Source organism: Pedobacter sp. B4419 (assembly GCF_059693725.1).
The window spans coordinates 1,716,965-1,729,051 of the sequence record NZ_JCASSL010000002.1 but is presented as its reverse complement, the minus strand read 5'-3'; the positions used below and the strand labels follow the sequence as shown (position 1 = coordinate 1,729,051).

Here is a 12,087-nt window from a genome sequence, read left to right as displayed (position 1 = left end):
AAACTTACACAATTTTCAATTTATACTTGCGAAGTTTTGAAACTTCATTATACCAAAAAGCCGTCACCCTGGACCTGATCCAGGGTCTACCTCGAGCAGATGCCGAGTCAAGCTCAGCATGACGATTTGATTGCTGTTATTTCTTCTTCATTCTCTTGGCCATTACCTTCAGGTCTATCCTGTCTGGACGCTTGGCCATTTCTATCGGATAGCCCAACAGCTCGCGGATCACAACCGAAGCGCATACCCCGCCAAAAGCGCCGGGCAAATAAGAAATCGTGCCATAAGCCGAACGTTTAAAATTGCTGCCATCGGTCATGATGAGCGAATCTTTTCTGCTTTCCTCGATAGAAAACACAGCCCTCACCTTCGAAAAATCGGCCAATTTGCGCAGGCGCTTGCGTACATAGCTTGCAAATACGCACTGATAGGTATCTGGAAGATAGGTTACGCGCAATTGGGTTGGGTCTAACTTGCCGCCGGCTCCCATCGAACTCACAATTGGAATGTCTTTTTCCAAGGCTTTAGAAAGCAGGGTTACCTTAGGCGTAATGCTGTCGATACAGTCCATTACATAATCGAACTTTCCCTCCATCAGTTCGCGGCATTTTTGAGGCGTTAAAAATTCTTTGACCACATGCAGCTTGAGTGCCGGATTAATAGCTAGCAAACGTTCATGCATAATATCGGCTTTGCTCACACCATGATTGGTAGCCAGTGCCGGCAACTGTCGGTTTCGGTTGCTCGGATCAACCACATCGCCATCGACAATGGTCATTTCGCCTACGCCCGAACGGCAGACAAACTCGGCCGCAAAAGAGCCTACGCCCCCAAGACCAACCACTAAAACATGCTTGCCTTGTAATTTTTCAATTCCTTCGTTGCCAACCAATAAAGCTGAGCGCGACAACCAACTCACATCCGACATAATTCTTGCATTGTAAAGCTAACATCCCATGGGAAGAAAGCCTATATTAAACCTATTTTTTTCCAGTTGGCAAAAATAAGTGCTTTAAGTTCATCAAGGGTAGATTTTTTTAAATTAGAAGCAGCTTCATAAATTGATTCGATGCTGCTCTCGCCTTCATCACTTTCTAAGAAAAACTGGTCAGTATGGGCGAGCAACTGGGCGGTATTCGAATCTTGTTTGAGAATAGATGCACCCAAAGAAAGCCAAAAGCCCTTAGCCAGTAACTGTTGGCCCAGTTCGGCATTTTTATTAAAGCCATGGATCACCATCGGCACTTGTACCTTTAGCCTTTTTTTAATGGCCATCAGCTCATCGAAACAGCGCACGCAATGTAAAATAAGGGGCTTGTTCAGTTTTTCGGCCAAAGCAATTTGCTTTTCGAAAATTACGAGCTGATGAGGCAAGGGCTCTCCTTTTAAGCGATCGAGACCACACTCTCCTATCAGTTTTACATTGGGTTGCTCAGCTGTTCGCTCCAATAGGGCCAGGTGTTCTTCTAAATTAGCCAAGGTGGCATACCAGGGGTGCAGACCTACAGAAATGGGCCTATCGGTTGGGATTTGGGCCGATTGATCGGTTAACGAAAAGCTCTGTATGCTGAGGGCATTTAAATTTGTTGCAGCTTTATGGGTATGGATGTCTAATAATTGCATCAAACAGCTTAACTTTAGGAATTATAGGTAAATGTACTCGTTCTGTAAAGAAATAGTGAATTATCTATAGTTTTAGTAGTCTTTTTTATTTTTGTCCAAATATTTCAAAATCATGAAGAAAATCATTTTTCTAGTTGCGTCGATGTTTATCGCAACCGCCAGCTTTGCACAAACACCTGCACAACCTGCTACCCCGGCTCCGGCCAAAAAAGAAGCCGTTCACATTTATGATCCAAAGGCCAATGCCCAAGCTGATATTAATGCAGCTGTAGCAAAAGCCAAAAAAGAAGGCAAGCATGTTTTTATACAAGCGGGCGGCAACTGGTGCATCTGGTGTATCCGTTTCCATGATTTGGTAAATGCTACACCAGAACTTAAGGATTACCTTGATAAAAATTATGTAACTGTGCTGTTGAACTGGAGCCCAGAAAATAAAAATGATGCCGTATTTAAAAAACTGCAATACCCTGGCCGTTTTGGCTTTCCGGTATTCTTGATTTTAGATGGCAATGGCAAATTGATCCACACCCAAAATTCTGCGTATTTAGAAGAAGGCAACGGACACAGCGTGAAGAAAATAATGGAATTCTTGAAAAACTGGAATGCCGGTGCTTTAAAACCTGAAAACAACAAGTACTAGCCTTGAGGCTAATCAAATGAAATCCTAAGTCTTTAAATAGGCTTAGGATTTTTTTTATTCGTCGCTGCGAGGAATGAAGTAATCTCTTATGCCGCTCAGCATATAGTTTTGTTTTCACCACCTAAGACACCTGAGTTCGCCTGAGCAATTGATTAGCCTGTCACTAGCGATTAATACTGTCCCCCTCTGGAGGGGGTAAGGGGGAGGAAAACGACAATATTCTTACCACATAAAGACTACTTATCTTCTATACTCGAAATGAATTGGTTCTTAATCCCAAACTGCTGGTTAGGCGTTTTCGATGCTGTGATGACCAACTCGCCACCTTTGTTAATCTCCTCTTGGCTAATCCAATTGCGATCTAAGACCTTCCCATTTAGTTTCACATTGTTGATATAATCGTTGCCTTTGCCAAAATTTTCTACACTGATTTTAAACTGCCTACCTTCGGGAAAATTGTAGGTTAAGGTTTTAAATAAAGGCACGTTGAGGTAATAGATCGGCGAGCCAACCAATGCCGGCGAAAAGCCGCTGGCCGTAAACACGTACCAGGCCGACATCGCCCCTGCATCATCGTCCATCGTGCGGATATAGGCCTTCGGCTCATTTTTATAGATGCGATCAATAAAAGGATCAATCCCCCTACTGTTGTCATTGAAATAATATTGTACCACGGTATCGGCGGCCAATTGATGCATCCATTTTTGCGAAATCCATGGCGCGGTGCTGGCATTGAACATCAAAGGCACCTGCAGATCGGGTTCATTGGCATGGTTGTAATAATCGTTTTCGTAAAAGCGCTTCAACTGTATCAAATAGGCATCCTCGCCACCACATAATTCTTTCAATCCTTTTACATCAAAAGGTACAAACCAGCGGTACTGCCAAATGGTGCCTTGATACAATCCCCGTGCCTGCATGCGATCTACATCGTTTTTATCGATGTCTTTAAAATCTTTGTTCCAGTAATTTTTATAGGCTTTGGCTTTTTCTAAATACTGTTGGTAGCGTTCTGGCTGTTTGAGGTGATTAAAAATCTGTGCCATTGCCCAAACATCGTAACTGGATTCGAGTGCCTTATCGGGCTTGCTGAAATCGAGCCGGTTGACTTCAGACACCAGCGAATCGGCAATCTTGGCAAAATCTACCTGATAGCCCTTTCTGTAGGCATCTAGCAATACCACGATGGCATGCTCGGTCCTTACCGTATTAGAAGCTTCGCTTTGCGTGGCATAATCCTTTTTGCCGCTGCTATACAAACTGGCAATTGAACTGGCAATATCCTGATAGATTTTTGGTTGGATGATGGACAGCAAAGGCAATTGGGTTCTGTAGTTATCCCAGATGGCCCAGCCGTTGTAATGTGCATTCTTCGCTTGCGACGTACCGCTGCTCAGCTGGTATTTTCCGTCTTTTTCTGAAATCAGGTACGGCGACTGCATGGTACGGTACAGCAAAGAATAAAAAAGCTTTTGACTGGCCAGATCACCATCGGCCTTAATGCTACTCAGTTTTTCGTTCCATTCTTTTTGCGATTGGCCTTTCAACGTTTCGAAAGAAAGGTTGTTGGCATTGGTTTTGGCATACGAATCGCCGATGGCAGAAAACCCAATCCGCAGCTCCACATTGGTTTCATCACCTTGCAAAAACAGGCTGACCTGATGTGCGTTTAGCGTTTTGGCTTCAAAACCTTTATTGATGAGCAACTGATAATAAACCCTGTATTTTCCGGCACCACATGTTGTTTTGGCTTCGATCCAACCGTTAATGCCAAGGTGGTTGATTTCATGTGCTTCGGCTACAAAACCATTAGAAAGCGCATGGCTAAAATCGATAAAGAAACCTTTTTTTCCGCCTTTCGGGAAAGCGTATTGGTGCATCCCCGATTTATCACGGGCAGTAAGCCTCACATCGATCTTGTTTTCAAAAGCTACATGGTAATAACCCGGGCTGGCATCTTCCTTGGCTTTGAGCAATTCGCTCTTTTCGTCGGCTAAAAAGGGTTTGATCAACAGCAAACCACCACTGCCGGTACAGCCTACGCCTTCGAAGCGGTTGTGCGTAAAGCCCAAGAATTTCTTGGCCTCGTATTCATAGCCGGCATGCAGGTTTGGATAGGTCTGCGGACCGATGCTCATCATGCCAAATGGCGAAGCCGCTGCTGGGCTCAGCTGGCCATGATCGCCCGAAGACCCTAAAAAAACATTGACCAGTTGAGCAGGCTCGAAAGCTTTTTGCTGTGCGCTTAAACTGGAAGAGAACGTAACTAAAAATAAAGCAATCAGCTTCAGGCTTTTCATTGGATTGGGGAATTAACTCAAAACTGTAAATTCGGCACTCTAAACTGGCTTAGAGCCCATCGCCATATTTGAAGAAACTATTTACCGAAACCGGCAATTTACCTGTTGGCACCAACTGATTTTTAAACACAGCGGCGGCTGCTTTTTGCATATAATCCTCTTTTTGATAAGCGATCAATAAAGCCTTTGCATTTTCCAGTCCCGGTAGGCTCGCCAAGTTATAAGGATTGGCAAAGAAGGCGAAAACTGCATCTTTTTTGGCCATCTCTGCCAAGAACATCTTCAGATCAGCACTTAAAGCCAAGTTGTTGCTTGGACGCAGACGGCTGTCTACTATGCCAATAATTACCTGGTCTTCTGGCTTAATTTCGGCCAGCACCTTTGCAATTTCATTGGCATTGGCGTTTTTATCTAAATTATAGTAAACCGAATTTTTATATACCGTTGCCAATTCTTTCTGGAAAGTAGTGACATCGGGCGTACCGATGTTCAGGATTACCGTGCGTTTGTTTGCGGTAAGCTGCTGTACAACTTCCCGTCCCTTGAGTAAAGTCATGCTGGCATCGGCCAATTGCTGCAACAAAACCATGCTTTCTGGCCTGTTCACTTCGGCTACTACATTGTCTTCGTTAATGTGTGTTTTAACATTTAAGCCGGCCCAGTATTTGGCTACCAAGATTTTCTTTACGCTTTCTTCGATGCGTTCCATGGTTAAGCGCTGGTCTCTAATGGCCTGACGGATTTTCTTTACCGCCCTTTTGGTGTCTTCGGTCAGTTCCAGGATATCGTTGCCGGCAATAATTCCCATTACATCGGCTTCGCTGTCTTTAAAGTATTTTACTACGCCTTTCATTTCCATCGCATCAGAAATAATGATGCCCTTAAAGCCCAACTGCTCTCTCAATACACCTGTTACGATAGGTTTAGACAAGGTTGACGGCATGTTTGGGGTTGGATCAAGCGCCGGAATATTCATGTGCGCAATCATTACGCCCGCCGCGCCCTGGTTGATCAGTTCCCTAAACGGATAGATTTCTAAACTATCCAAACGTTCTTTGGTAAATTTAAGCTGAGGCAGGTCATAGTGCGAATCCACATCGGTATCGCCATGGCCCGGAAAGTGCTTCAAGCTCACCAACAAGCCGCCATCTTGCATACCTTTCATGTAGGCCGCACCTTTTTGGGCCACATTATATTTATTCTCGCCAAATGAACGGTAATTGATTACCGGGTTTTTAGCATTGTTGTTCACATCAACATCGGGTGCTAAATTCATGTGCATGCCGATTCGTTTGTAGTCTTTAGCTACTTCGAGGCCCATTTTATAGATCAGTTCCTTGTTCTGAACAGCACCTAAGGCCATTTGATAAGGATAGGAAATGGTGCTGTCTAAACGCATGCCAAGGCCCCATTCGCCATCAGAAGTGATGAGCAAAGGTATTTTGGCCAGTTTTTGGTACTTATTGGTCAATATTGCCTGACGGCCCGCGCCGCCCTGAAAAAACACCAAGCCCCCGATTTTTTCTCTTTTGATCACTTTTCCAACCGAATCTTCGAAGGCCTGACCCCTATTGGTATGGGCCCTTACAAAAAAAAGCTGTGCAATTTTTTGTCTTTTGTTCATCTTATTGAACACCGAATCGACCCATTTAGGTTCTTGTTTCAATAAATCGAGGTAAGATGGCTGTGCCTGTTGTGCCGATGCGCTTAGCGTGCCCAATCCGGCAATGAGGCTTAGGCTATAAAAAAGAGATTTCTTCATTTGTGCTGTACTGCTTTTTCCTTATCGTAAATAATTAGTGCATTAAAGATGCTGATTTTAATTGAGCCCAACCAAAAATTTGCCCCAACTTGAAGCCCATCATGGCCAATTGTATTAAATTTGATACACTTTAAGCCTTTTCCATCGCTTTGCAAAAGCATTCCAAATAGGTGTTTAAACACTCAATAATCGGCTCTCACCCAAGAGACAGCAATTCTTTAAGGCGATTTAACATTTTAAATTACGGCTTTGGCACATTTATTCCAATATGCCATCCACAAATAAAATGATAAGACTATGAAAAAATTAGCTGTACTTGCAATTGCACTGTTTATAACAGGAGTTGCCAACGCTCAATCTACCGACAAAGCCATTAGACTTGGTGCCAAAGCGGGGGTAAATATCTCTAACATTATCAAAGACGACGGAGACAACGATTTCAAAACCGATTACCTGGTGGGTTACCATGCAGGTCTGACTTTGGACATCAAGCTGTTGCAAAACCTTGCTTTTACCCCAGAATTGGTTTACTCTACCAAAGGCTATAAACAAACTTCTACATTTGGCGAGTTTACCCAAAGAACCCATTTTTTGGAAATCCCGATCTTAGCCAGCATTACCTTGGCCGATAAGTTCAATGTAGTGGTTGGTCCGCAGGTATCTTTCCTTTTATCGACCAATAACAAGTTCGAAACCGGATTTGGTTCTGCCGAACAACAAATTGTGGAAGAGAATTCGGACCGATTTAAAAAGAGCCTGGTGGGTGGTGTAATTGGTTTCCGTTACGACTTTAACAACCAAGTTGGCATTAACGGCCGTTATGCACTCGATTTTCAGAAAAACAACGAAAACGGTACCAGCCAAACACCCGAGTTTAAAAACCAGGTGTTTCAGGTGGGCTTAGGTATCAAATTCTAAAATTTTAATTAACCTATGAATAATAAGGCCGTTCCGAAAGGAGCGGCTTTTTTGATTTTATCGCATGGCTTGTCTTGTTGTTAATTTCACCACCTAAGAACCCTTAGTTAGTTTTAGTGATATTATCCTTTACAGTCAGCGACTACGAGCATTTAAGTCTTTATATTACTTATCGCCTATATTCTTGTTCAATAGTTTTGAATATAAGTTTTGTTTCTTCAATCGCATTTTCTATTTCTTTCGAATTATAACCGTGGATAGAAAACTTATTATCATTTAGGCAATATGTTCCAATCTTTAACTCGTCGACTTCACAAGAAAAGTACTTAGTTGCTAAGTAATATTGTAATAAAGGAAATCTCAACTGCTGCTCCCAATCGATCGCATATTCAGTAAAATAATATGCTACATTAAAGCTATCATTTGAAACCAGCATTGGAGAGTGACCAGTTAACATTACATCTGGGATCAATTCCCACTTAATATTTACCATCGTCTTCTCAAGCTTAAATCCTTGTTCATTAAAATTCTTTAAATACGGCATCATTTTATCTATTAAAAAATCTTGCTTCTTTCGATTTATAGAATTATCTGCATACCTCATGAATCTTTGTTGCAAAGCTTTTATTGCTTCTCCCATTGTAAGTTTTTCTTGATGTACATCTTTTACCTTTGTTTGCCAACAAGCGAACATTCCATAACTTCCTCCTGTAGAAATTTTATCATTTTTTAGTGTCTTTGCAAAAGCAACTGGATTAGATCTAACTTCTTCTAATTTAGAACACTGAACCTTTATCATAGTAAATTACATTTTATACATCACTTTATTTGTTGTAGTTAACAACTACAACTCTTAACAAAGCATAAAACTAACACCTGTTCACATGCCTTTAATACGGCTTCCCGTACTAGATTAAAATACTTGTATATCAATCTGAAAATAAACAGTTTTAACTGCCCATAGCCACAAGTTGTGGCCTTTTGCAAACAAATGCCGGTGCACAGAGGTTAGTTTTACAGCGTTCTTTATGGTAAAACCTAAAATTGAAGATCATGAAAAATGTAAGCACACCCAAAAACAATCCGCATGTACAAGGCGGTTCAATGGCCGATCGCGCACATCACGACATCAAGGTAGACAAAAAACAGAATGGTATCAGCAATGCGGGAGGCCAGCGTTCCGATCAGACTTCTAACCGAGACAATGAACGGAAACGTGAAAACAAATAAAAGAGAAGCACCCAAAAGGTGCTTTTTTTGTGGCTTTTGCCACAGTGAAATAGAAGATATGCAGAACGCCAAAACCATGTTTTTCCTTAGCGGTAAAACTATTCAGATACGAGCTCAAGCCCGAGTTAAATAGCCCAGATTGAAGCGGCATCCTTTTTGTTTCCAAAACAAAAAGATAAAGCGGAAAGCTGGACCGGCCTTAATCTGTTTCACAGGCCCTGCGCTTCAGATAGAAAAAATACGAAAACTATCACTATTAACAGTTTTTAGGTCAGCAAAGATTATTTCCGACTTTCGTATGGCAAGACGATTATTCTTTCGCCATAGCCACAATCTCTTTTACCTCAATCGCTTTTCTTTGGTTTTGATAGTGGAGTGTATGGATCATGGCTAAACCCAGTTCTTTCAATGTACAAAAGCCACTTGGAAACAAGGCCCTGCCAATAGGATACAGCCAATTGACATATTTGTAAAGCGAGTTGGTGTATTTAAGTCCGGGAGTAGCTTTAATAAAGCCGGGTCGGAAATTAAAAACCTGTGCAAAATGCAATTTCATCAAATCGTTTTCGGTTTTTCCTTTTACCCGCGACCAGTTAGAGCCACCTTTCTCGCTCGTGTTCGTACCTGCACCCGATACATAACAGAAAGTCATGTTGGGGTTGAGCCTGCTCAGGGTTTCGGCCACCTGAAGAGTCAAGGTATAGGTCATCTGGTAATATTTTTCCTTATCCATTCCCACAGACGATACGCCCAAGCAAAAGAAACAGGCATTGTAGCCAGTCAGCTGAGCCTCAATTGGAGAAAAGTCCAAAAAATCGGCATGGATAATTTCCTTTAATTTGGAGTGGCTATACCCGCAAGGCTTACGGTTGATCACCAAAACTGCCTCTACAGCTGGGTGTTGCAAGCATTCGTAAAGCACGCCCTCGCCCACCATTCCCGTCGAACCCGTGATAATCGTTCTTATTTTCTCCATGCCCTAATTTAAGCATTAATTATTCTTTAATGGGCGCGGGCTTAACAAATTCGGCATAGCTTTTCTTGATGTAAAGAACCATTTCATATCCCGTCATGCTTTTGGCTTGCAGGATAGTAGGCCGATATTTTTGCATGAACAGCGAGAGCGAATCGCCTCTTAAAGGCGTTAGTGTTTCTATTTTTTCCTTATAAAATACCTGATCGATGTAATTGGCTTCTTCATCGCTTAACAAAGCCTGCTTCAATCTGGAAGACTGCTCTTTTTTCTTGCCCAATAAGCTGAAAAGCGAAAGCACGTTAAGCTTAATGATTGATGCGGTAGAATTTGGGTTGAAGTTTGCATGAGGCGATCTGTAACTAGGATCTACCTGAACAAACATATCCGTAATTTTTGGTCCTTTAAAGTTTAAGGCCTTGGCATATTCCTGGCGCAGCTTTAGGGAATCGGCTTTGTAATTACGTGCTTTTTTGATGGTTACTTCGTTCAGCAGAATGGCTTTGCTCAGCTTAAGGCCTATGCGCAAGGTATCTTTTAAATTGGCCTGCAAGGTGATCTCGTAGGTTTCGTAGCCCATGGCGCGAAAACCGATTTTTTGAGCAGCTTTGATGTGCTCGAGCCTGAAGCAGCCTTGTTCGTTAGTTACTGCGCTTTCATTTAAGGTGATGACCTGTACCCCGGCAATTGGCAACTGGCTAGATGCATCGACCACCTTGCCATTTAATTCTTGCGAAAAAACAGCGACAGGGCCGAACATTAATAAAAAAAAGAAGAGGTACCGCATCCGAATGTTAAACTGCAACTAAATTAACAACGCAAACAGATGACTGTTAACTATTTAACTTATCTTAACACTTGTTCTATTTTTTCAATAAATGCAACGAAATTAATTTATGCTTGTCTAATAAAAGAACCACAAACAAACTTTAATGAAAACTTTTCTTTTAACGATACTTTCGCTCGCAATAGGCTCTTCGCTGTTTGCCCAAGCTTTAAGCGACAACCCCTTAAAAACAAGGCTCGATTCGGTGGTAGACAAAGCTGCCAAAGCCTATCTAAAAGACAATAACCGTGTGGGCTTTTCGATTGGTTTTACTGCGGCTAACAAGAAATACGTTTACAATTATGGCGAAACCGAATTGGGCAGCAAAAAACTGCCAAGCGCCCAATCCATTTACGAGATTGGTTCCATTACCAAAACCTTTACAGGCTTACTGATAGCGCGTGCCGTACAAGAAGGGAAAATGGATTATAAAGCCGACATCAGAACATACCTGCCCGAAGGCTTTGCCAACCTGCAATATCCGAATGGCGATCCGGTAAAACTCATCTACCTGATTGCACATGTGTCTAAATTTCCGAATAGTTTTAAGGAAGAACCCAATGGCGCTCCGTTTACCGAAGCTAACTTTTTGCAACAGGTGCGCGAGATCAAGCTAGACAGTTTGAAGGAATTTAAATATGCCTATTCTAATGTAGGCTATCAACTGATGGGCTTTATGTTGGAGCGCATTTATAAGCAGCCGTACAATGAGCTGGTGCAAAAATACATCGCCCAACCTCTAAAAATGATGAATACCAAGGTGTCATTTCCGGCCAGTGTACAAGCGAATATCCTAAAAGGCTACAATGCCAAAAAGGAAGAGGCTTATGCCACGCCTACGGGTTTTGTGGCGGCAGGAGGATTACGTTCTACTGTTCCAGACATGCTCAACTACCTGAACTATCAGTTAGAAGCCAAGGATGAGCTGGTGAGGCTAAGCCATCGCATTACATCAGGCGATGTTGACAAAGAAGCACATGCCTTTCAGTGGGTGGTAGGCAAAACCTGGGCTTGGGACAATTACCTCTACACCGATGGGGGTACCAGTGGCTTTCGCAGCTTCTGTATATTGTATCCAGATGAGAAGATGAGCTTCATTATTTTGTCTAACCAAACCGATGCTTCGGCTGGTGGCGGACTTTACCGAATTACCGCAGCCATATTCAATGAATTGAAGCAACAAAAATTTCCCAAAAACCATTAAGAGTTTGAGCTGTTATTTTTACATTTGCCTTTAACAGCCCATTCTCAAAATGCCCGAATTACTCCTCTTAACGGTTATGCTGATCCCTCAAATTGTTGCAGGGGTTTATGCCAAAAGCATCGGCAAGAATTTTTGGTTCTGGTTTTTTATTTCCTTTTTGATTCCTATTATTTCTTTAATCGTTTTGCTGTTTCTGGATAAAGACAGCGATGAAAAAAGAAAAAGTTACGGCTTGGCCGATCATGTAGAACAAAAGGACGAAGAGATCAATCACATAGAAACTTAGGCTTCATTATTTCACTACTGAGACTCAATGATGCAGGGAAGAAAAAAGAAATATGTTGCTTTCCACCCCCTTCGATTCCCTCGCCAGCAGGGGACACTAGGTGCTTAGCCTACGTAGCTCTATAAAGTTTCTTTAATAAACTGTTTAAATATAGTGAAGAATCCTAGCCGTCATGCTGTCCCCCTCCCCGAGGGGGTGCAGGGGGAGGAAAAGAAGCGTATTATTTCCACCCCCTTCAATTTCCCCGCCAGCGGGGGACACTAGGTGCCTAGCCTATCTAGCTTTATAAAAATTTACAAATAAACTGTTTAAGTATAGCGAAGAA

Annotated in this window: 12 protein-coding genes; 5 read left to right on the top strand and 7 right to left on the bottom strand. The window is 42.3% G+C overall.

What is annotated here, in order from left to right; translation table 11 throughout:
* Window positions 1-136 precede the first annotated feature (136 nt).
* Both AC570H_RS18985 and AC570H_RS18980 read right to left on the bottom strand, forming a co-directional pair.
* Window positions 137-928, bottom strand: coding sequence for a tRNA threonylcarbamoyladenosine dehydratase (locus AC570H_RS18985; RefSeq protein ID WP_497357771.1), 792 nt, complete (start codon window positions 926-928; stop codon window positions 137-139).
* 41 nt (window positions 929-969) lie between these two features.
* Entirely contained in the window at window positions 970-1,623 is a 654-nt protein-coding gene (locus AC570H_RS18980) for a TatD family hydrolase (RefSeq protein ID WP_497359176.1), read from the bottom strand.
* A gap of 112 nt (window positions 1,624-1,735) precedes the next feature.
* Here AC570H_RS18980 and AC570H_RS18975 point away from each other — a divergent pair, with 112 nt between their 5' ends.
* Window positions 1,736-2,263 (top strand): thioredoxin family protein, encoded by a 528-nt coding sequence (locus AC570H_RS18975; protein WP_497357769.1) that lies wholly within the window; start codon window positions 1,736-1,738, stop codon window positions 2,261-2,263.
* A gap of 236 nt (window positions 2,264-2,499) precedes the next feature.
* Here the strand turns inward: AC570H_RS18975 and AC570H_RS18970 are convergent, their stop codons facing one another.
* Together AC570H_RS18970 and AC570H_RS18965 are read right to left on the bottom strand one after the other, a co-directional pair.
* Window positions 2,500-4,563, bottom strand: coding sequence for a glycoside hydrolase domain-containing protein (locus AC570H_RS18970; RefSeq protein ID WP_497357767.1), 2,064 nt, complete (start codon window positions 4,561-4,563; stop codon window positions 2,500-2,502).
* Window positions 4,564-4,612: 49 nt separating this feature from the next.
* On the bottom strand, window positions 4,613-6,325 hold the full coding sequence (locus tag AC570H_RS18965; protein WP_497357765.1) for a glycoside hydrolase family 3 protein: 1,713 nt from the start codon (window positions 6,323-6,325) through the stop codon (window positions 4,613-4,615).
* Between the two features lie 297 nt (window positions 6,326-6,622).
* Here AC570H_RS18965 and AC570H_RS18960 point away from each other — a divergent pair, with 297 nt between their 5' ends.
* Window positions 6,623-7,243 carry a porin family protein gene (locus tag AC570H_RS18960; RefSeq protein WP_497357763.1) on the top strand — a complete coding sequence of 207 codons (621 nt, stop codon included), beginning with the start codon at window positions 6,623-6,625 and terminating at the stop codon, window positions 7,241-7,243.
* Window positions 7,244-7,412: 169 nt separating this feature from the next.
* Here AC570H_RS18960 and AC570H_RS18955 read toward each other — a convergent pair whose 3' ends face one another.
* Window positions 7,413-8,042, bottom strand: coding sequence for a hypothetical protein (locus tag AC570H_RS18955; RefSeq protein ID WP_497357761.1), 630 nt, complete (start codon window positions 8,040-8,042; stop codon window positions 7,413-7,415).
* Between the two features lie 254 nt (window positions 8,043-8,296).
* On the opposite strand from AC570H_RS18955, the gene AC570H_RS18950 reads away from it, so the two are divergent.
* Entirely contained in the window at window positions 8,297-8,473 is a 177-nt protein-coding gene (locus AC570H_RS18950) for a hypothetical protein (protein WP_497357759.1), read from the top strand.
* Window positions 8,474-8,783: 310 nt separating this feature from the next.
* Here the strand turns inward: AC570H_RS18950 and AC570H_RS18945 are convergent, their stop codons facing one another.
* Both AC570H_RS18945 and AC570H_RS18940 read right to left on the bottom strand, forming a co-directional pair.
* A complete protein-coding gene (locus AC570H_RS18945) occupies window positions 8,784-9,449 on the bottom strand; it encodes an NAD-dependent epimerase/dehydratase family protein (protein WP_497357757.1) in 666 nt (221 codons plus the stop codon).
* Window positions 9,450-9,468: 19 nt separating this feature from the next.
* On the bottom strand, window positions 9,469-10,206 hold the full coding sequence (locus AC570H_RS18940) for a carboxypeptidase-like regulatory domain-containing protein (RefSeq protein WP_497357755.1): 738 nt from the start codon (window positions 10,204-10,206) through the stop codon (window positions 9,469-9,471).
* A gap of 172 nt (window positions 10,207-10,378) precedes the next feature.
* Here AC570H_RS18940 and AC570H_RS18935 point away from each other — a divergent pair, with 172 nt between their 5' ends.
* Both AC570H_RS18935 and AC570H_RS18930 read left to right on the top strand, forming a co-directional pair.
* Window positions 10,379-11,476: a serine hydrolase domain-containing protein gene (locus tag AC570H_RS18935; protein WP_497357753.1), complete on the top strand. Its 1,098-nt coding sequence runs from the start codon at window positions 10,379-10,381 to the stop codon at window positions 11,474-11,476.
* A gap of 49 nt (window positions 11,477-11,525) precedes the next feature.
* Window positions 11,526-11,762: a hypothetical protein gene (locus tag AC570H_RS18930; protein ID WP_497357751.1), complete on the top strand. Its 237-nt coding sequence runs from the start codon at window positions 11,526-11,528 to the stop codon at window positions 11,760-11,762.
* Window positions 11,763-12,087 lie beyond the last annotated feature (325 nt).